We start from the raw sequence: 20958 nt of genomic DNA, 5'->3' as shown, positions 1-20958 counted from the left end.
TTAATCTCTGTTGATGAAAAACCATGACAAAACAATCTCATGCTAAATTAAATTGTATTATGACGGCTATTTTAAACTTTTAAGCTATGGAGCAAAAAGGCGAAATTATTATTTATCAGAGCGATGACGGTAAGACTCGCATCGAGACCCGTTTGGAGAACGATACAGTATGGTTAACACAAGCACAATTATGTGAGCTCTTTCAAAAATCAAAAGCTACCATCAGCGAGCATATTAAACATATCTTCGAAGAAGGGGAACTCGAAGAAGAAGTGGTTGTTCGGAATTTCCGAACAACCACTCAGCACGGGGCAATTGAAGATAAAACACAGACTCGCGAGGTGAAATATTACAATCTCGACGTCATCATCTCTGTAGGCTATCGTGTCAAAAGCCATCAAGGTACGAAGTTCCGCCAGTGGGCGACGGCACGCTTGCGCGAATATATCGTCAAGGGCTTTACGATGAATGATGAGCTGTTGAAGCAAGCCGGCGGAGGCAATTACTTTGACGAGTTGTTGGCTCGTATACGTGATATACGCTCTTCCGAAAAAGTCTTTTGGCGCAAAGTGTTGGATATCTATGCCACGAGTATTGATTATGATCCGAAGAATGAGCTATCGCAAACATTTTTTAAGACGGTGCAGAACAAGATGCATTGGGCTGCTCACGGAAACACAGCGGCCGAAGTTATTTATAAGCGCATTAATGCGGAAAAGGCGAATCTGGGGTTGACGAATTTTAAAGGAGATACACCTACTAAGCAAGAGCTACAGATTGCAAAAAACTACCTCAACGAAGAAGAACTCAACGTGCTCAACCGTATGGTCACCGCTTATCTTGAATTGGCCGAATTGCAGGCGCTCAATCGCAAGCCTATGTATATGACCGATTGGGTGACTCGGCTTGATGATTTTCTTCGGATGACAGGTAACGAGGTTCTGCAACATGCCGGAACGATTAGCCATGAGCAAGCGTTGCAAAAAGCAGAGAGCGAATACGCTAAATATCAGGAAAGAACAAAAAATGAACTTTCCAAAGCGGAAAAAGATTTTGTCCAATTTATCGATCAGACAGCCAAGAGCTTGGAAAGGAAAAAGAAGAATTAAGTATGTAGTGATACTTCCACAAAGTAAGTAAATTTAGCCAACAATCTGTGCGAAAAGGCAAAATCGGCTCATCGCGTTTTATTCGTATATAGACCAACAGATGGGCTGTACCGTTTACGAATACAACCTGGAATCACAGTTTCGCAATGGCGGATCATAGAAATACAGCGAGTGGAGCGATCATAGCAGATTACTGATCAATCTCTCATGGAACTCCAGCCGTTTGGAGATTATGCCTGGTACAGGGTTTCGCTTGACGAGTTTAGGAAGTGGCATATAATCTGCAACAACTCTCATTGAAATCCAAGTCTTTATCAAACATCAGTTCATCTAAAATTTTGATTTGACTACCGATACCTTGTCCAATAGGGTGATCCGGATGATCCAATCCATTTTATAATACCCAAACTAGCTTGTTAACAGCGTCGGCCAATATGTGTTATGTCCTATCTCATTCCAAAACACTTGTCCAGCGTTTCAGACTTCTTTACTGCCATCAGCGATATAACCTGTTTCGGAATTTGAATTTCTTCAACCTCCGCAAAACCGAACCACTTGGCAAAGCACCCGAAAAATCGGTGTTCATACGCATATCTAATATCGGATATGATCGCATTGTAAGCGGGATTATTCCGTTCCGCCCAATACTGCGTATGAAATGCACGAATCCATTTATCCGCATAGAATTGGGCGTTTTTCGTTTCGTGACCATATTTCCTGAACAGATAGAGTGAAAACGCCCATCCCATGGAGCCAATTTCTCCGTCATCTTCTATGCCGTAAAGATTCTGCCAGTTAAATCGAGCAGTAAAAAAGGAAAGAAGTTGCAGCAGTCTTTCGCTGTGACCAAGCTTTGGATACTTCTCCCCCTTTTTTGTCACGGACAGCTTGTTATTACGTTTCTTGATCAAGCCTTCCGTAGTGAGGTACTCCTTGATTGGCCATATATATGGAATATTATCCTCCGAAAGTATTTTTACGTATTTCATGTACTTCCAGTCGATTAAATTTTTCTTCACCAACAATGTGCACACCGCCACCGGAAGATTACCTTTCGCTGTGAGTCTGAGCTCGCCCGCTTTTTGTATTTCTGCCAACAACATATCGGATAGTGCCAATAACGGGATCGCATCCAAATCGCTTTCATAATGAGGAGCTACCCATTTCAATGGGCTATCCTCAGCTAAAGGGTAGTGGAGTAGGAGGTGCATTTGGTGCGGACTGAGTCCATCAAAATCATCGACTGCTGACGCATTGCGTCTCTCTATATATTCAGCCATCAGGACATTGATCTGCTCGATAGATAGTTTACCACTATTTGCCTGTGGGTACTTTTTAACAAATTCTTCCCATATTTCTTGCGACATGCTCATTGTGTAAAGATCGTAATTTGTCCCATAATTTTGAAAATATTCCCTAATGCGTAGCCTTGGATAAATTTCTACTACAGAAGAAAGGTGTCCGTTGGGATGGTGCGGTTATTCCCCGTGTATCAGTTGATGATCTGAAGAAGGAAACATTTGTTTTTTTTCGTAATCGTGGTTTCAAAAACAAACGCTTGTCTGAAGATAATTTAACAGATAGTGACGAGCATTTGCTTGAAAACTTGAAGCTGGTTGAGAACGGATATTTGAAACGAGCTGCTGTTTTGTTGTTTCATCCCGATCCGGAAAAGTTTGTGACGGGAGCTTATGTGAAGATTGGGTATTTTGAGCGGGAAGCAGACCTTATATTTCAGGACGAGGTTCACGGAAATTTGTTTGAACAGGTTGAAGGGACTATCGATCTATTGTTTACCAAGTATATTAAGGCGATGATCAGTTACGATGGGATTCATCGTAATGAAACATATGAATACCCAAGGAAGCCGTTCGGGAGGCTTTGTTAAATGCCATCGCACATAAAGATTATTCGGGATCAACTCCCATCCAGATTCGGGTATATCCTGATAAGCTTATGATTTGGAATGAGGGGCATCTCCCGGAAAACTGGACGGTGAGTAATTTATTAAAAAGCCATTCATCTAGGCCATATAATCCGGATATAGCAAACTCTTTTTTCCGTAGTGGTTATGTGGAGTCTTGGGGCCGTGGTATTAGTAAAATGACGGAATTGTGTGTAGCCGCTGGACTTCCTGAACCTAGCTATATTGTTGAAGGTTCCGATTTTTGGGTAATATTCAAGAAGGATATTTATAACACGGAGTATCTTGAGTCTCTTGGATTGAACGACCGGCAAGTGAAAGCGGTGTTGTTTGCTAAAGAGAAAGGAAAAATAACGAATAGGGACTATCAGACGTTGAATAGTATATCCAAAAGAACAGCGACGACTGAATTAACAGAGTTGTCAGGTAAATTCAAAATTCTAATTAAAACTGGTACTTCTGGTTCAAGTATTTCCTATAAGGTAGTGGGGCAATAGTGGGGCAAATAGTGCAATAGTGGGGCAAAAGTTGGGCAGCTCGCTGGCAATTATGGTAGAGGTTCCGCAATGCCTCAACTATTCTGGTTGGACCAGCCACTGTTGCATCTCCAGATAGATGGTGGAAAAAATGGAGTTTCAAAAGCGGATATCTTTCCAACTCAATCAATAATCTTCTTGAGCAATTCACTTATTTCTTCTGATTTATTTACCGTAATAAAATGACCACCACCCTGAATTTTATAATCCGTTTTTATGTTTTTGATCGGTAGAATTCTGTCATTGAGACCATCCAATCTATGAATTCGATATCTAAGTTTCCGAAATCTATTTTTTGAAAAACTCTTTTGTCGACACCTAAGCCACTAAAAATGTAGACTTTTTTCATGACGATTTAAATTTTAGTATATTCCGTTCAATTGAAACAATGTTTAGATGCACAAATCAATAACTATTTCCACGGTTATTGTTGCTATTTTTTTTAGTATAAAAATAGTATATTTGCGTCTATACTATATTAGCGTCCAACTTTAAAAGTGACCAATTGAAGCTCACTTCAACCAAAGAATATAAAGCTATGAGCAAGATCTTAATGTATCAAACAAAAGATAATCTAACCCAGATTGAGGTGCAATTTGATGAGGACACCGTATGGCTTAGTCAGAGGCAAATGGCAGAGTTGTTTGATAAAAATATAATGACTGTAAATGAGCATATTAAAAATGTTTACAAAGAGCGTGAGTTGGACGAACCCGCAACTCTAAGGAAATCCCTTATAGTTCAAAATGAAGGAAACCGTGCTGTCCAGCGAGAAATTTCGTTTTACAATTTAGACGTTATTATATCTGTAGGATACCGAGTTAAATCGAAACAAGGTACCGCTTTCCGTCAGTGGGCAACCCAGCGGTTGAAGGAATACCTAATTCAAGGTTACACTATCAATCAAAAACGTCTGGACGAGTTACAACAGACGGTGCAATTCATTGCCGAAAAGGCAAAAGATGTAGAAAATGTAGACGAGGCGAAGGGTATGATGGATATCATTTCACAGTATACCCAGAGCTTTGTACTTTTGAACCAATTCGATAGCAATTCCATCGAACCAAAAAAGCTCAATGAAAATATTACTTACGAAATTAATTATGCCGAAGCAAAGATTGCCATTACTGAACTTAAGAAACAGCTAATAGAGAAAAAAGAAGCAACGGCATTGTTCGGTAATGAGAAAGATAGCAGCTTCGAGGGAACATTACAAAGTGTTGTACAGACATTCACCGGGCAATATCTATATTCCAGTATAGAAGAACAGGCTGCCCATCTGCTCTATTTTATCATTAAAAACCATCCCTTTACCGATGGAAACAAACGTATTGGAGCTTTTATGTTCGTGTGGTTTTTGGAGAAAAATAAGCATCGCTTCAAACGGGACGGTGAAATAAAGATCAATGACAATGCCTTGGTGACATTGGCCTTATTAGTCGCCCAGAGTGACCCTCAGGAAAAAGAATTGATGGTCAAGCTGATTACGCAGCTTATAAATAGCCGGTAGGATAGCATGGTCGGCGTTTCTTTACTTACCACAGATAAGCATGTTTAATTTTTCAATGGCTGTATTGCTACCGTCAGTCAAATCGATAAAATACGCTGTTTGCCATGCCTTTGCAACCTGAGCCTGTTTATTTACAGGTGTATCCCAATCTGGATAAACCCTGAACCCTCTCTTTCCAATCTTCCTGTTGTCGGTCAGAATTTGATGTCGTCCCAGTACATGCTTTGGAAAAAAGAAAAATCCGAACCTTTCGTTGTTACGCGTAGCGATCATATAGAAATCAAGATCATCATTTATATGAAATGGTTCTGTTTGTTTTTGTGCGTTACGTCTCCAAAGGGTTACAAATTGTCCTATTTTCTTTGGTGTCACTTTGGCTTTTCTAAACTTAATTTTGAAGATCCCTATCATAAAATTATATCCATCATATTCTTTACACTCTTCATCTTCGGTTATATCAGAAATAGGCAACTTGAGGATGTGGAATAAGGAATCTTGTATATGTTTTAATTCTACAGTCATACTTTAGATTAAAATCCAAAGATAGAACAATATTTTTTACGTAAGCTTGGTTTACTGACTGACCTTATTCCATATGATCCTAACATCAGCATTAAATTATAGTCAATTACTGTCAATATTAGTCTTTACACGTCATTTTTCAACGTTTTCCATTCATCGTCAATTATACTGTACACAATTGTTCCGCTACTGTTGCCATAGGATTGTATCGCGTAATTTCTTAGACAGCCCTCTTTAAACGCGGCAAGTTTTTCAACCGCTTTTTGAGATTTTATATTTTTAATGTCCACTTTAAATTGAACTCTTCTCATGGCTATTCTTCAAAAGCGTATTTTAATAATATAGCTTTACAAGCTCGATTCAATCCTGTTCCCTGATAAGTTGATCCAAGCCAGGTCCAGCCGATCTCCAGTCTTTTATTAGCGAGGTCTATCCCGCCGAGCATCTGATACCCGCTAGTTTATTATCCAGCTTGTCAATTATAACAAAGGGGTAGAGTGTTTTTGATTTTCGAGCATCCAAACAGAATCCGATGTAGTCCTCCAGATCCTTTCTGTTTTTTACTCTCCTTCCATACTCCCACAGGCCATCGGTATAACTTATTTTTTCTAATTCATCAATGTCTGATCCAGCGAGAGGTCTTAACAACACTCTATCGCTCTTCAGTACAATTTGATTATCAAAAAACTCAACTAAATTCATTTATCGTCCGTTTTTCATATTCTAATAAGTATTTATATCTCTTCTGTACAGTCTTACTAAAAGTTCGGTTATAATATGGTGCAATTCATTTTACAAAGTCTTTCCCCCGCATTTTCAACTCGCTTTTAATCTCTTTGATCTTTTTCAGATTTATGAATACGATCGGGGATAGGGCAATTGTCATTGCAATTGCAGATGGATAACCTTCGGTTGCCCAGGCGTGTACTGACTGGCCAAACAAGATGATGAGGACGACTGCCAGAGATCCTGTTATAATGCTGGTTGTTCTTTTATTCTTGATGAGTTGTTCAGTACTCAATTCCGTTAATGGCATGTTCTTCATAACTTAAGCCGATTTATATGTACATAGTTATTACTGTTACCCTAAAAATAGCGAATATCAACTAGATTAGCAATACAAATTATTTGTTCCCAATTAATAGTCTATTCCTCAATAGCATTAAATTATTGCTCGGGAGCAATGACGTACTGTTTTGACAGAAAGATCTATTGTTTACAAACATTTAAGTATTGGTTAGGAACAATAGTGTAATCATGTACATTGTCGTATTGTTTGAAGGCACCGTCCCTACAAGTGCGGAAGTACGTTTTTCTCATACGATAGATACGATCTCCACCATTGTCCTGAAGTACACATGGTAATCCGTCTTTACAGCGTCTCTTGCCAAGCCTGCGGTAAGCATCGTTTTTTCCAGTAGGCCCCATCAGTATGAATTTATAGAGCTGCTCAATCCAGGGAAGTTCCATCTCGTCATGTGGTAGAAAAAGATTGAATACGGGATAATCGTAACTCCATACAACGGGCCTGAAAAAGGTGCCCGATAGACCTGATATAACTTACTAAGACCCTTGCAAATATGATATTATTTATTTTGTTTTGTATACAAAGGGATAATTACTTTCATTTAATACCGACCATATTAATCTTACATCATGAAAAACCAAATCAAACCTGTCTGCCTGGTGATGTTCATCATACTTGCCCTTGCATCTGGGGCATCCGCACAGTTGAATTACGCGAGGTTGCCCGTTTTACAGAACCAGGAAATCACCGACACTTTACTGAAACCTTATTTTGAACTTGCGACGAACAAGAAAGGAGATACGCTTCTGATGTCGCATAGATCACTGAATGTATTCTTCGCCGATAAGATTTCCAATTACCTGTCAGAAGCATCGGACCTCTCTCTATCGCGAGGATATTTTGTCCTAGACAATTCGGACGGAAGGATGTTCCTCGGCCGCTCTTGGAGAGCTAATAAGGATAGGGAGAAGCCATTGAAGACCATCCTGACCGGAGGGATAAAAGCAAATGTGGAAGATAATTTTGCCGCGTTTTCGAGCGGACGGAAATGGAACAAGGATATCGGAGGCAGCCTTAAGGCCACATTCCTACGGAAAGGGGTGATATACTTTGACCCGGATACCTCCGCTGGCAGTCAGAAGGCAAAGCTTAAGCAGAAGAGATATGAGATTGCCAATCAGGTAATGCTCGATTATGATGAAAAGCTAGCCAAATACAAAAAGATCAAAGCTGGTACGGACAATGCGGGAAAGGACATTAGCGATAAAAGCAGTGCATACGGTAAGGAAGCGGCAAAAGCGTTTTCGCAGCTCGAAACAGCGTATCTGGAATCCACGAGTAAAGCCTACAATCAGGCGTTTACCCGTTGGGCAAGTATAGAGATCTATGTTCCTTTTACGACCTCTACCTATAAGACGATGAACAATTTCTTCGATACGTCTATAGCCACAACAGACCATTATCCTTTTGAAGGCGGGCTCACCTATACGATGTTGTTCGATAAGAAAAAATGGAGCAGGCAGCCTCTTAGGCTGCTTACAAATGCTGTGCTGTACCCCGGAACCACGCTACTTACTTTTAAAGCATCGATGATCGCCAATAATTCTGTAAAGACCAAACAACTTAAGACAAAGGCAATAGAGCAATATCTTGACCGGGGGACAGTTACCGACACCTTACTGCTGGCCAGACTTGATTCTGAAGACGTTTACGTTGGTAATTTTGAGACATTCTGGACGCCCAGCGTCTCAGCACGCTGGGTCTATATGCCGCTTGACTGGATCGGGGTCAGCGCGGCCATAGAATACCGATTTGGGAAAGCAAATGCGTTCAACTGGAAGATGGGTGTCCCGGTATCTCTCAAGGATAAGGAAGGAAAGTCAAAGGTCAATTTTGAGCTGATATGCAGAAAGTTCCTCGGCGATCACAGTGTAGGTCTAAGCATCGGTTTGCCTATCGGCGCGGATATTATATGAATATAAAGAACAGATATAAGTGACACCGCTGGCTTCCAAATTATACAGGCGCATTAACTTGTAACATCCTTACCAAGTTCCAATAGTATGATAAACAATCTATAAAAATGGCACACAAACTAAACTTCATCACAAGGGATAACATTTTAACGCTATAGCGAAAATTGAACAAGATGGTATTCCTGCGGATCATTTTTGGAGTAAGTATTGGATAGAGTATCAACAAAAACACTATCAACTCATCCTTGTAGTCCGTCCAAATATTAAATACATCACATCTTATATTCTGTCATCGTTAAGTTGTCGTTGTCTTTAGAACGACTGCCAACGTTTACGGACTTTGCGTTCGAGCGGGTTTCGGAGCACTAAACTGTCAACCTGCACCACATCTTGAAAAGAAGCACAAAGCTCCAAGTTTGCACGTCAGCCCGCCTGACGCAAAACCCGTGTTAGGTGCTGCTTTTTATGTTGTCTATAAATGTCAACAATTCCTCTTGGGGCAAATTGTCTTTGTCAAATACGTACATTAGAAGAACGTAAGAATTGAATGCAAAGGACAAGATTCTAATTCTGGCGTCATTCTCAAGCTGACTGTCTGAGAGCGAATAGACAAAATTAATATCAGTCGATTGGCAATATTCAAAGAGTTGTCTTTTATGAACTCTTGGATTATCTCGTCTTTCTGAGCCAAAATTAATGAAGTACGGCAACCACATTTGTTCAAATTTGTTTATACTCCTTATGTGTAGTAAAGAGTCACCTGTCAAATGAGTTTTTTCATATAGATACATTGCAATTACTGGACTGTTCTCGGATAGCCGTTCGGTTTTCTTTTGAATCAGTATTTGTGGTGGTGGAATATTGCTTCTTATTCCTTTTTGGTCATCCTTTTTGAGTTCTTCCTTCTTTGGAAACGTATATCTTGAAATGAAGTCATGAAATTTTTGAATTTCCACAATATTCCAGTCTTTGATTTCCATGGTCGTCTCAATGTCATGGAAACGTATCCTTTCATTGTCTATCGAAATATTTCTTGATAAACCGTATTGTCGAGATTCTAGAAATTCTGTTAGTTTCATTGTGTTTGCTAAATTACACATAACGTTTACGGACTTTGCGTTCGGGCGGGTTTCGGAGCACTAAATCGTCAACCTGCACCACACTTGAAATGAAGTACAAAGCTTCAAGTTTGCACGTCAGCCCGCCTGACGCAAAACCCGTGTTACCAGTAGAAATGGAAGATACTGAAATGTCATAACCCGATAGTGTAAACTGAACTCAATCTAGAAAAATCATTTCCCTTTTATCTTCTTTCTATGCTTTATTCCAAAATCAATTAAAGCATTGACAACTGTTTCAGTTTCTTTGGCGTGTGCGGTAAGAGCGTAAGAAACGGTAACAGGTTTGGTGTTATTAACCGTTCGAGTAATCAGCAAATTATCTTCCAGCTCCTGCAACTCTTTGGATAGCACTTTGGGAGATATTCCCAGAGCCATTTCTTGCAAATCTTTAAACCTCATTGTGCCATAGTTCTGTAAATTGTGCAGGATACAAAATTTCCATTTGCCACTCAACAGTTCAATGCCATCTTTTAACGCCAATATGCTCTCTTTATTGATGTTACTTTTTTTATCTTCCATAAAATAGTTACTTTCCAAAAGGTAATGAATGGTAAATATAAATCGAATATCTGATATTTTTGTAATCAGAAATTATAAAAAATAATTCATTATGAAAGTAACAGTAATCGCAAACATTTCGGCTAATGGAAGAATTTTAATAGCTGATAACCCTCATCATCAGTTACCACCAGAAGCTATGGAATTTTACGTGCAATTTGTAAGAGAGCTTGGTAACGTTGTGATAGGATTGAAAACGTTTGAAAATTTTCTAAAATTCCCAAAAGAAGTAAAAGAGCTTTTTAAAGGGGTAGAAATCATCATATTGTCTGATAAACCTTATACAGTTGATGGATACAAGACCGTAAGTAGTCCAGAAGAGGCTGTTGAATATATGTCTAGAAAAGGTGTGCAGGAAGTTGCCGTCGGGGGTGGAGCAAGTGCTTTCAATGCCTTTATAGACAAAGATCTGGTTACAGATATTTATTTTAACATCAATCCAATAATCACTGGAGCTGGAGCTATTTTAGGAAACAACAACGAGTTAAATTCAAAATTTAAGTATAAAGAACAGAAACTTAAAGACGGTTTTGTTCAACTACATCTAGCTAAAGAAGGAATAGAAACGAACCTATAGCCCTGGAAAACAGGAGCAGACTACCGATCTTGTCCCTTCTGGCAGAAGGTATTGGTTGGGCAGGGCTAAAATATTTTAGAGAACCTTTGAATAAGCACGTTAACTTCTACGAGCTAGGTTATCGGTTTAAGAGAAAACATTGGGGCAAAGGTTTTGCGACCGAAGCATCAACTGCAATATTGGACTACGGGTTTAAAAACCTCAATGCGGATAAAATTTATGCAATAACTGATCCTTAAAATGTAAATTCAAAAAGGGTCTTAACTAAATTAGGCTTTGACTTGCAAGAAACTTTTGACTATAGGGGTGCCCCCACAGATTGGTTTGTACTGAAAAGATCAAGCTGGCACTAGCGCCACCTGAGGATTAGATCCGTACGAATAAAGCCACCCGTTAGAGTGGCTTTAGATTAGAAGTCCTTTTCGATTATTTCTATCCAACAACTGAACAGCTTTCACCCAGAATTACCTTCCCAGCGCCTTTCTCCGTTCAATCTCAGCTTGTAAGCTTTGAAACCAAGCCTGATAAACCTGAGGCTCGTAAATCATCTGCTCCTTTGTGTCCTTATTCACCTGGCCCCAGTAACCACTGCGGCTGGACTCAGCACCCTCATACAACGTAATCTTTACCTCCGTTACCGCTTCATTAATACCCTCCACATAAAACATCGCTTTGGAGGTGTTCGCGTCTTTCGAGCTGCCCCATAACGCCCGTTGCATGTTGGCATTTTTGTTCTCTATACGTTTGCTCGCGTTGATCAGTCCCGTTTCCTTGTCGGCACGGTCTACGATGTAGCTTTCGGACTGCAGTAAGCTGATAGCGGATTTGAATACCAGATCTTGGTCAGATTCAAACTGTTTGGTCGTCATCATCTTCACTTCAGCCGGCGATTTGGTGACCATTTGCGTAGCACACGAGCTTAATAGCGCTACAGCACATAAACATGTAATAATTTTCTTCATTTTGGTATATAAACTAAGGTTAATAAGCAGTAGATACGACAGAATAATCGGCAACAACATCGTTATCATCGAAAGTGATGATCAGATCGAAAGATTTACTACTGGTGCTTTGGCTGGCACGCTGCCCCGCAAAGAAATCTGTTGAACCAGCCTTATTCTCGACAGACATTTTGTTGTAACTCCATACCTCGCGGTTGGATTTATTCTTCGACACCAGATTAGGCGAGCCGAATAGTTTAAGGATTTCATCCTGCGTTGTCTCGCCTTTGATAACTTTGCTTTTGACCACCCCCATGGTCAGATTGCTTTTTTCGGCAGATCCCTCGGTGCCGTATTTGTAACTGTTGCAAGCAGCGAGGGATAAAATTAATAATCCGGAAAGTAGTGTTTTATACATAGTTTAAAAATTTCACAAACATATTTAGTTCATTCGACCCAACCATACGGGTTCCCGTAAGGAAAGTTATGGCTGAATGATTAAACTTGTCACAAAGTAAAATACACAGTATGCACTGTACGTACCCAGGTTGATCATTAACTGTGCACATACAGTACACACAAAAGACGTATATTCGTATGTAGACCAACAAAATTGATCAATGGCCACCAACAAGCACGCAATTATCCGCTACGAAGCACTGGACAGATGTTTCTCCAATAAAGGGCGGAAATTCTTTATCAACGATCTTATAGCTTACGTATCAGAAGCGATAAAAGATAAAACATTGGAAACGAAAAAATAGTAATGAAGTTATGAATAAGTTTGCAAGAGGTTCGGAATGGAACAAATGGGATTTACACGTCCATACTCCGAAATCGATAATTCAGCATTATGGAGGTGATACCCATGAAGCTTGGGAGAAATACATATCCGACCTTGAAGCGTTGCCAAAAGAATTTAAAGCCTTAGGTATAAACGATTATATTTTTATTGACGGGTACAAAACGGTAAAAGAGTACAAAAAACAAGGTAGATTAGCAAACATCGACCTAATTTTGCCTATAATTGAACTGCGAATTGACAAATTTGCATCCCAAGCAAATGAAGCTTGGAAAAAAGTTAATTTACACGTTATTTTTTCCGATAATTTGGATGTTGATGATATACAAGTGCAATTTTTGTATGCTATAAACAGCAAAACAACCATCTATCCTACTGGAGAGCAACTGTCTGGCGTAGTTACAGAACGGTTTTTAGAGCAGTTAGGAAACCAAATTATCGAAACGATAGACAAACCGATTAATAAAAGCGCTAAAACGATTGGGTTTGAAAACCTTGTTTTTGACTATGAAAAGATTCAAGAAGCTCTTAAAAGCAGTTGCTTTGAAGGAAAATATTTAACAGCTGTTGGTAAATCTGAATGGGATAAAATGAGATGGGATGGCTCCGCGGCGTCAAAGAGAACAATTGTAAATAATGCAGACTTTTTGTTTCACGCATTAATAAGGCCAGAAGATCATGTGACCCACGTTGATTATTTAAGAAACAATAAAGTGAACGATAAGTTACTTGATTGTAGTGACGCGCATTCCTATTCGGAAAGGAAAACGGAAAAAGACAGAATTGGCAATTCCTTCACTTGGTTGAAAGCTGATTTAACATTTGAAGGGCTCAAGCAAGTTGCCAATGATAAAACTAGAATATTTATAGGTGATACCCCACCTCTATTAGATAGAAGAAAAAATAGCCCGACAAAATTTATTGATTCACTTTCTATAAAGAAAATTGAAAATTCTGGCTTGGCAGAAAAATGGTTCGAAAATTTCCAGGTAGAATTGAACCCATCGATGGTTGCTATCATCGGAAATAAAGGTCAGGGAAAGAGTGCGATAGCGGATGTAATAGGACTTCTTGGGAATACACGAAATTATGCGGATTTTTCTTTTTTGGAAAGAAAGAAGTTCAGAAAACCAAAACCAAATAGAGCAGAAAGCTTTTCAGGTGATTTAAAATGGGGGGACGGCACAACTGATTCTAGCCTGTTAGACGACAACCCAGAGGAAACCGCTGTTGAAAAAGTTAAATACCTACCTCAAAGCTTTATAGAAAAACTATGTAACGAAGATTTAAAGGATTTTGAAGGCGAGCTTAGAAATGTAATTTTTTCCCACCTTTCAGATTCAGATAAATTAGGTAAACATAATCTTGATGAACTTGTTGAGTTCCATTCCGAAATAATAAATGATGATATTGAGGAAATTAAGGGGAAACTTCAAAATGTTAATAAAGAAATCATTGAACTAGAGAAAAAGAACTCTGAAAGTTATCGAAAGGCTATAGAGGAAAGAATAAAGGAGAAAGACAACGAACTTATGGCGCATGATGCCGCTAAGCCAACACCTGTTGAAGCACCAACGGACGAAACCGCAATTGAAAAAAATAAAGAAATAACCGAGCGTATATCTGCCATAAGAGATCAAATCCCCGCTTTTGATGGTGAAATTGACAAGGCTCAAAAATCTCTCGCCAATACGAAAATAGATATAGCCGAAGTTGAAAAAGTAATACAATCAATTGGATCGTTTGAAAGGCAGTTTGGCAACTTAAAGACTGAGGTCCAACCTACCTTTGATAAACATTCATTAATTCTAAATGATAGTATTTCACTGACTGTAAATAAAGAGCCCCTTGCGCATTTGCTGAGATCCAAGCAAGATCAATCTATTGCTTTAAATCGATCCATCACAAACGAAGAGAAAACAGGATTTTTAGATAGAAGAGAAGCTCTGGACCAAGAACTACATCACCTACAGGAGAAGCTTGACGAACAATCAAGAGCCTACCAGAAGTTTTTAGATGCTAAGAAAACTTGGGAAGAAAAGCGAGAGCTAATTATTGGCGACGAGGATAAAGATGGGTCAATCGCCGCATTAAAAGCCCAAATATCGTACATTGAAGACCGGCTGACAGCCGATTTGGATAAAGCGAAAGAAAGTCGAAAAGCCTTAACGACAGAGCTATTTAAGAAAAAAGAAGAAATAATAACGCTATATAAAAGATTATTTGAGCCGATAACCGCCTTTATTCGAAATTTCGGAACACTTCTGTCGGATTATAGCATCGAATTAGATGTTGATCTAAAGATTGTGGGTTTAGTAGAAAAGTTTTTTGACCATGTTAGTTTGGGCAGTAAAGGGAGCTTTATTGGAAGCCCAACAGGAGTTGAAAAGCTGCATCAAATTATTGAAGACCATGAATTGAAGTCATCTGTTGGGTTAATTGCCTTTTTGGATGAGATTATTTTAAACCTCCATACAGATCAACGAGAAGATCAAAAGCAAGCTAAAAGAGAGATAGAAGCACAGTTAAAGAAAGGCTATTCCGTACTCGATTTATACACCTACCTGTTTAATTTGGACTATTTAGAACCGGAGTACAAATTAAAATTGGGAGAAAAGAATCTTTCAGAACTCTCACCTGGGGAACGAGGCGCATTGCTACTGATATTCTATCTCACTTTAGATCAAAATGATATTCCTTTGGTTATCGATCAACCGGAAGAAAACTTGGATAATCAGAGTGTTTTTAAAATCCTTGTTCAGTTCATCAAAAGAGCAAAGGAAAAACGTCAAATCATTATAGTTACGCACAATCCAAATTTAGCTGTGGCTTGCAATGCGGAACAAATTGTCCATGTGAGTATGGACAAGGAAGATGGCAATAAGATAAGCTTCATTAGTGGTTCTCTGGAAAATCCAGCAATTAACAATGCGGTGATTAATATTTTAGAAGGCACGTATCCGGCATTAAATACAAGGACAAACACTTACGGTGTCATTACAAGGACATTTAAAGAAATGACTGAATGAAACATGCATTACATATTAAATTTTCTGATATCGAATGGGTTGAGGAGCTTTTAAGTCGCTGAGAGGTGGTGAGGTTAAAAATATTGACGTCGATCAATTATTATGCCCTTTCAGAAAAAGGCGAGAAAACGTTTATTTCTACGGATGCTTCCACTTCGTGGTTTTCGGTTGCGAAATAAGCAGATAAAAAGGGAGCTTCAGGATCCTGGAGGGGCGGGCACAACACTAACGGACCTAATAGTTTGAAGAATTATACTGATATTATTATGAATAGATTAATATTGATTGGAAACGGCTTTGACTTAGCTCATGGATTAAAAACGAGCTACAAAGATTTTATCTTTTGGTATCTGGATGAATGTTTTAAACGTGCAGGTATATATGCTAATAGTCAGCCACACGAAGATGAATTTCTTCATATATCGGTTCTTGAACACTATAAGCTTGCGGATTTGTATAATCTATCAGGACAAAAAGGATTGAGCAAATATTTATACGAACAGGGGCTTCTGGAACCTTATCTGAGTTTCGATCCTAATAAGCAATATGGAGCAAAAAGCAATATTGAAAAATATAGTAAAGTGTCTGGGTTAACGGCTCATCGTGTGTCTTATAAATCATTATTCTTTAAACGATTAACTGATGCTTGTCTAGAATGCGGATGGGTAGATATAGAGCAAGAGTATTTTGATGCGTTGAAGAAATATAATGATGGCAATAAAGCACATGATTTGGATTATCTTCGAAGAATAAATAAAGATTTTGAGTTTTTGAAAAGTAAACTTGAAGAGTATCTAACTACTGAAGACGGGTCTGGTATAGAAATACATAATAAACTTCTATCAGCTCTAATTTCTGATTTTAAGACGGACGATTTTGACACTTTACTCGATAAAGAGTCTTTAATACAGGGGCAGTTATGGGATATTACAAATGAGCGTAACAACGATAAAGCATACGTTTTAAACTTCAATTATACGAATACTTTCAAAACATATCTTGACGCGATTTATGAGCATAAGAGATACCTAAGTGTTAAAGAAAACCATATTCATGGTCAATTAAATAATCCTGATAACCCTATTATATTTGGATTTGGAGACGAACATGATACTGCTTATACGCAATTTGAGGAACAACGGAATAATGATCTATTTGCACATATTAAATCTTATTTCTATATGCAAACCCCCAATTATCGAAATTTAATAAGATTTTTAAATGAGGGGCACTTTCAAGTACTTGTTATAGGACATTCTTGTGGTCTTTCTGATCGTACGATGTTTAAGGAAGTTTTTGATCACGAAAATTGTAAATCTGTTAAAATATACCATTATACAGATGATAGTGGAAAAAATGATTTCTTTGATAAGACGATAAATCTAGGACGCCATTTTAGCGACAAAGGACGTATGCGGAAACTTATTGTGGAATTTAATCCGGCAGACGCCATTCCGCAAAAATGTGGAGAACAAATATTTAATATACCTTGACAATAAATCTATTGCCAAAATAATTGACAAAAGATTTATTGTCAAAGCAGATTCCTGTGGTATGTCGGAATTTCCGACATACCACCCCGATTTACGGCTTCCCGTAAGTGTCAACACTAATAGTTTTGTATTATTGTGTTTCTTTTAAATCAAACTTTAAACTTTGTATCTTAGCCTATGCAATTATTCAACCACGCAAAAAACAAGCTAAATAGCCTAAAAGAAAAGCCCTTTAAGCTAGAGAAAGAGATGCAAAAGCTTTTCGAGACTAATCTCGAAGCGATCACAGGATTGAACTTAGTCAAGTCCGAGTTCATTATCAAAGCACAGCGTTTCGATACGTTGGCCTACGATGCGGATAGCCGGTCCTTTGTCATTATCGAGTACAAGCGTGAGCGTAATTTTTCAGTTGTTGACCAAGGAGTGTCTTATCTAAACCTGATGCTGGAGAATAAAGCCGAGTTTATTGTAGAATACAATGAATCGCAGCAGCAAAATCTCAAACGGTCGGATGTAGACTGGTCGCAGTCCAAAGTGATCTTTGTGTCGCCATCATTTACAGACTTCCAGAAGCAGGCCTCCAACTTTAAAGACCTGCCTATTGAGCTTTGGGAGATCAAGCAATACGAAGGCGATATCATTGTGGTGAACCCGGTTAAAAAATCTAAAGCAGCGCCGATCATCAAAACGATTCAGACACCATCTAACTCAGAATTGGAGAAAGTATCCAAAGAGGTGAAAGTATACACGGAGGAAGACCATTTGGCAGGCAAAAGTGACGAAACCATAGAGTTGTACGAAACATATAAACGAGCGATTCAAAATCTAGCTCCTGATATAGAACTAGAGGCTAAAAAATTATACATCGCCTTCAAAAAATCTAAGAATATTGCGGATATCGTTGTCTTGAAAAACAGTCTTAAAATATTTATTAATTTGAAGTCCGGCGAGTTAGATGATCCTAAAAAGTTAATGAGAGACGTATCTTCCATAGGACACTGGGGCAATGGAGATTACGAAATTATTGTCGCAGATACCAAAGATTTAGAATATATTATGAGCTTGGTGAAGCAGTCTGTTTAAGGTATTTTTAGTTTTCTCAATTATTATAAAGCTAGATATGAAGTTAAATCGAATAATAATCCATGAATTAATTAAAGAGGCAGGAAAAACCGAAGCCAGTTTTGTTCCATCTACAAGCCTATTAGTTGTAAATGAGGGCTTAACTAGTATGATTCAAGACGTTCACGAGTCATTTGAAAAGCTAATTAATAGCTATCATAAATTTAAACCTAATAGTGAACGCAAAGCTATATATATTAATGCTTACAAGTACTCTAATGATGATGAAACCGACGAACGTTTTTTAAATTGGAGTAGGTTAGGCATGCGAGAGCTTGAAGGCGCTATCAAGTCTGTGCCTTTTGCAACAGGTGGTTATTATGTTTTTTCAGATTATGAAATAAATGGGTTAAAGTTCTTATCAATCGTTATTGTGCGTAATAAAGAAGCATTCAATATTAAGTGGGACCCAGCCGCTGAAATGTACAATGTAGATAGTACAGAGAATATAAACATTGAACAAATGGCAATGGGGTTCAGGCTGAACTTAAATCTATATCGAGGTATAGCAAATCGCAATTATATTGCCCTAATTAATAAAAAGGGGGATGGCGCATCACAGTATTTTAAAGACTGGGTCTGTGTTGACGATGGAACTGGGCCGCAACAGAATACGAATAATTTTATAAATATTATTAAAGAAATAGGCCTTCCTGAAAATTTCGAAGGTGATGAAGATAGCTTTTTTAAACATGTTTTTGAAAGTATACAAAATGAACAGAAATCAAATCAAGGAAATGTTAATGTCGATAGAATTAGTGAGTTGTTTTACAGAGACCGAGCACGCATAAGAAGGTATGCCGAAGATGAATATGGGCAAGAGCTAGATTCCGAGTTCAAAGTTCATAAAGAATCCTTAAGAAAGTTAATCAGATTTAAAGCAGCAGTAAAGGGAATCTCAATTAGCTTAGATATAGATCATTTTCAGAATGAGACTGTCGTATTACAAGATAATTCTGTAATAATTAGAAGCCAATCTATTTACGATCAACTATTGAAACAGCGAAAAGATGAAAATTGATGATTTATCAGATTTATTAGTTCTTCAGGAGATTATTGAAGAGTCTGGTTTTTTTAAAGATGTCAACTATAGCAGCGGCACAATCGAAATTCTGATGACAGAGAAAGTTGAGATAATTAGTAATAAACTTGATGAAGTTGCTATACCGTATACAACACTATCCAGTAAAAGTATAGGTGTTCAAGTTGATAGAAATGAGCTTCACTTTTTTAAAGACAGTAAAGCCTTTTATGATCGAGTATGCTTGAATGGCTTATCGTTAGCTGGTAAAAGCATATTCATATGGGCTTGGAATAATTCCTCTTTATTGTATGAGAATTTTTCAATTGAAGATACACTTGCTAACAAAACTAAAGCTGGTGATTTTATAGCAAATGTTGTTCAATATCGCGATGTTTTGACACTATTTCTAGATGTTGATAATGATTTGATCGAGCTGGATAGACCGATTCCACAAAATGAACTTTTTATCACGTCTAAAGGGGATGAAAAATTATTAGTTAAACTTACTTATCAAAAGATTGTTGAACGTCTCTATTCAAATAAATTTGAATTTATAGATCAAGAAAATTTTAGCAAAAGAATAAAAAATGAAGAATGGCTAGCTTGCTTCAAAAATACTGTATGTGCTTTTTTTGATCAGCAATCAGAAGCCAAAAGGACGTTTCTATGGCTCTACGAGAATTTTGCTTATTTATTCGCTAACACAGAAAAAAGCTACTTTTTATATATAAGTAAATTTTCCTTTGATAAGATATCAAGACAATTCAAAAAAGATCGAGAACATTACTTTAATAACCTTAGTGAATATCAAAATAAGTTAAGTGGACAGTTAATATCTATCCCTTTAACTATAGGTGCAGCTTTATTGAGTAATAATTTCGTAACAAATAATGGCTTGGCGAGTAATTCAGTTATATTTCTTATTTCAGCATATATTGTATTTGTCATGGGCACGATAGGTTTTGTTTTAGTCGATCTTATAAAACTCAAGAACGATATACGGGTAGAAAATGATGCATTAAAAAATATGTATACGGAGATACATGATAATTTTAAGGGGGATTTTACATACATATTACGTAAATCAAGGTTTCTCATTGGTTTTGCCTGGTTTCTCCTATCGCTATTTGTTATTGTATTAATTGTTATTTGGTTTGCGCCAATTTCGGTACCACCGTCAGAAGTAATATTAGCTCAATAACTATTTCTTTTTTATCAAGCCGACTTGTTTTGCTATATCCATTGTAAATTTCGCTATAGGTCGCTTATGAATATCTTCTTCCGTACATTTTCGAAGTTTGCCCTTTTTTGTTTTGGTTGTCAGTAATTATTAATGGCAAGGCTATTGACTGTTTTTAGGGTATTTGCTGAAATAGGTTTCAGGCAGCTAATGCAGAGTAGTTTTTCCGCCCGGCTAAACGCCACGTATCCTATTCTGCACACATCGTTTTTGTCTTGATCCCGCTTGTCCCGATCCATTTGTAGCCAGGAGAGCAGTTCTTCTTCGTCTTTGGCAATAGCCAGTACCGCTTCATGTTCTAGTCCCTTTATAGTATGGATATTGGCAACAGTAACCGCTGTGCTGGCATCATGTGTGGATATGCTGAACTGTATCCGCCCTATGAACTACATATTTGATTTGTCGCTAATTTGTTTATAGTTCTGCGGATAAAGATCTTTTAGATTC

At 38.0% G+C, this 20958-nt stretch carries 23 protein-coding genes; 13 read left to right on the top strand and 10 right to left on the bottom strand.

The genetic code is table 11. The features are described 5' to 3' along the window. Window positions 1-86: 86 nt before the first annotated feature. Window positions 87-1109 carry a virulence RhuM family protein gene (locus tag FXV77_RS21200; protein ID WP_148921249.1) on the top strand — a complete coding sequence of 341 codons (1023 nt, stop codon included), beginning with the start codon at window positions 87-89 and terminating at the stop codon, window positions 1107-1109. Between the two features lie 446 nt (window positions 1110-1555). On the opposite strand, the gene FXV77_RS21195 is transcribed toward FXV77_RS21200, so the two are convergent. Continuing rightward, the gene (locus tag FXV77_RS21195) at window positions 1556-2482 is read right to left on the bottom strand and encodes a hypothetical protein (protein WP_187444208.1); all 927 of its coding nucleotides are present in this window, start codon (window positions 2480-2482) and stop codon (window positions 1556-1558) included. Between the two features lie 56 nt (window positions 2483-2538). On the opposite strand from FXV77_RS21195, the gene FXV77_RS22375 reads away from it, so the two are divergent. The 3 genes from FXV77_RS22375 (at window position 2539) to rhuM (ending at window position 5079) form a co-directional block, all read left to right on the top strand. Further along, the gene (locus FXV77_RS22375) at window positions 2539-2997 is read left to right on the top strand and encodes a hypothetical protein (protein WP_222867845.1); all 459 of its coding nucleotides are present in this window, start codon (window positions 2539-2541) and stop codon (window positions 2995-2997) included. Further along, window positions 2991-3530 carry an ATP-binding protein gene (locus FXV77_RS22370; protein ID WP_262713638.1) on the top strand — a complete coding sequence of 180 codons (540 nt, stop codon included), beginning with the start codon at window positions 2991-2993 and terminating at the stop codon, window positions 3528-3530. Before FXV77_RS22375 ends, FXV77_RS22370 begins: the two co-directional genes overlap by 7 nt. Window positions 3531-4107: 577 nt before the next feature. Continuing rightward, window positions 4108-5079: a virulence protein RhuM/Fic/DOC family protein gene (gene rhuM / locus FXV77_RS21185; protein WP_148921247.1), complete on the top strand. Its 972-nt coding sequence runs from the start codon at window positions 4108-4110 to the stop codon at window positions 5077-5079. Window positions 5080-5100: 21 nt separating this feature from the next. On the opposite strand, the gene FXV77_RS21180 is transcribed toward rhuM, so the two are convergent. From FXV77_RS21180 to FXV77_RS21160, 5 genes are all read right to left on the bottom strand, one after another. Beyond that, the gene (locus tag FXV77_RS21180) at window positions 5101-5601 is read right to left on the bottom strand and encodes a MepB family protein (protein WP_148921246.1); all 501 of its coding nucleotides are present in this window, start codon (window positions 5599-5601) and stop codon (window positions 5101-5103) included. Between the two features lie 125 nt (window positions 5602-5726). After that, entirely contained in the window at window positions 5727-5912 is a 186-nt protein-coding gene (locus FXV77_RS21175; RefSeq protein ID WP_148921245.1) for a GNAT family N-acetyltransferase, read from the bottom strand. A gap of 118 nt (window positions 5913-6030) precedes the next feature. Further along, entirely contained in the window at window positions 6031-6303 is a 273-nt protein-coding gene (locus FXV77_RS21170) for a GNAT family N-acetyltransferase (protein ID WP_148921244.1), read from the bottom strand. Window positions 6304-6388: 85 nt separating this feature from the next. Next, window positions 6389-6646, bottom strand: coding sequence for a redox-active disulfide protein 2 (locus FXV77_RS21165; protein ID WP_148921243.1), 258 nt, complete (start codon window positions 6644-6646; stop codon window positions 6389-6391). Window positions 6647-6810: 164 nt separating this feature from the next. Continuing rightward, the gene (locus tag FXV77_RS21160; protein WP_148921242.1) at window positions 6811-7071 is read right to left on the bottom strand and encodes a hypothetical protein; all 261 of its coding nucleotides are present in this window, start codon (window positions 7069-7071) and stop codon (window positions 6811-6813) included. Between the two features lie 186 nt (window positions 7072-7257). Here FXV77_RS21160 and FXV77_RS21155 point away from each other — a divergent pair, with 186 nt between their 5' ends. Then, window positions 7258-8604, top strand: coding sequence for a hypothetical protein (locus FXV77_RS21155; protein ID WP_148921241.1), 1347 nt, complete (start codon window positions 7258-7260; stop codon window positions 8602-8604). A 449-nt stretch (window positions 8605-9053) separates the two neighbouring features. On the opposite strand, the gene FXV77_RS21150 is transcribed toward FXV77_RS21155, so the two are convergent. Both FXV77_RS21150 and FXV77_RS21145 read right to left on the bottom strand, forming a co-directional pair. Beyond that, entirely contained in the window at window positions 9054-9683 is a 630-nt protein-coding gene (locus tag FXV77_RS21150; protein ID WP_148921240.1) for a hypothetical protein, read from the bottom strand. Window positions 9684-9896: 213 nt separating this feature from the next. After that, complete coding sequence (locus FXV77_RS21145) at window positions 9897-10244, bottom strand: winged helix-turn-helix transcriptional regulator (protein WP_148921239.1); 348 nt, start codon at window positions 10242-10244, stop codon at window positions 9897-9899. A 91-nt stretch (window positions 10245-10335) separates the two neighbouring features. Between FXV77_RS21145 and FXV77_RS21140 the strand changes: the two genes are divergently transcribed. After that, window positions 10336-10860, top strand: coding sequence for a dihydrofolate reductase family protein (locus FXV77_RS21140; RefSeq protein ID WP_148921238.1), 525 nt, complete (start codon window positions 10336-10338; stop codon window positions 10858-10860). 29 nt (window positions 10861-10889) lie between these two features. Continuing rightward, window positions 10890-11099, top strand: coding sequence for a GNAT family N-acetyltransferase (locus FXV77_RS22500; RefSeq protein WP_262713637.1), 210 nt, complete (start codon window positions 10890-10892; stop codon window positions 11097-11099). 225 nt (window positions 11100-11324) lie between these two features. Here the strand turns inward: FXV77_RS22500 and FXV77_RS21130 are convergent, their stop codons facing one another. Continuing rightward, window positions 11325-11822: a hypothetical protein gene (locus FXV77_RS21130; RefSeq protein WP_148921237.1), complete on the bottom strand. Its 498-nt coding sequence runs from the start codon at window positions 11820-11822 to the stop codon at window positions 11325-11327. A gap of 19 nt (window positions 11823-11841) precedes the next feature. Further along, window positions 11842-12219, bottom strand: a complete 378-nt coding sequence (locus tag FXV77_RS21125) for a hypothetical protein (RefSeq protein ID WP_148921236.1) — start codon at window positions 12217-12219, stop codon at window positions 11842-11844. A gap of 202 nt (window positions 12220-12421) precedes the next feature. Between FXV77_RS21125 and FXV77_RS22235 the strand changes: the two genes are divergently transcribed. From FXV77_RS22235 to FXV77_RS21100, 6 genes are all read left to right on the top strand, one after another. Continuing rightward, on the top strand, window positions 12422-12565 hold the full coding sequence (locus tag FXV77_RS22235; protein ID WP_187444207.1) for a hypothetical protein: 144 nt from the start codon (window positions 12422-12424) through the stop codon (window positions 12563-12565). A 10-nt stretch (window positions 12566-12575) separates the two neighbouring features. Then, complete coding sequence (locus FXV77_RS21120) at window positions 12576-15632, top strand: TrlF family AAA-like ATPase (RefSeq protein ID WP_148921235.1); 3057 nt, start codon at window positions 12576-12578, stop codon at window positions 15630-15632. 266 nt (window positions 15633-15898) lie between these two features. Next, window positions 15899-17125: an AbiH family protein gene (locus FXV77_RS22365; RefSeq protein WP_222867843.1), complete on the top strand. Its 1227-nt coding sequence runs from the start codon at window positions 15899-15901 to the stop codon at window positions 17123-17125. Between the two features lie 177 nt (window positions 17126-17302). Further along, window positions 17303-18208 carry a DUF5655 domain-containing protein gene (locus FXV77_RS21110; protein ID WP_148921234.1) on the top strand — a complete coding sequence of 302 codons (906 nt, stop codon included), beginning with the start codon at window positions 17303-17305 and terminating at the stop codon, window positions 18206-18208. Window positions 18209-18245: 37 nt separating this feature from the next. Further along, window positions 18246-19268, top strand: coding sequence for a nucleoid-associated protein (locus FXV77_RS21105; RefSeq protein WP_148921233.1), 1023 nt, complete (start codon window positions 18246-18248; stop codon window positions 19266-19268). Then, window positions 19258-20472, top strand: coding sequence for a hypothetical protein (locus FXV77_RS21100; protein WP_148921232.1), 1215 nt, complete (start codon window positions 19258-19260; stop codon window positions 20470-20472). Before FXV77_RS21105 ends, FXV77_RS21100 begins: the two co-directional genes overlap by 11 nt. The last annotated feature ends 486 nt before the right edge of the window (window positions 20473-20958 follow it).

It is taken from the genome of Sphingobacterium phlebotomi (assembly GCF_008180195.1).
GTDB classification, from domain to species: domain Bacteria; phylum Bacteroidota; class Bacteroidia; order Sphingobacteriales; family Sphingobacteriaceae; genus Sphingobacterium; species Sphingobacterium phlebotomi.
This window is presented reverse-complemented; position numbering and strand designations above follow the sequence as displayed.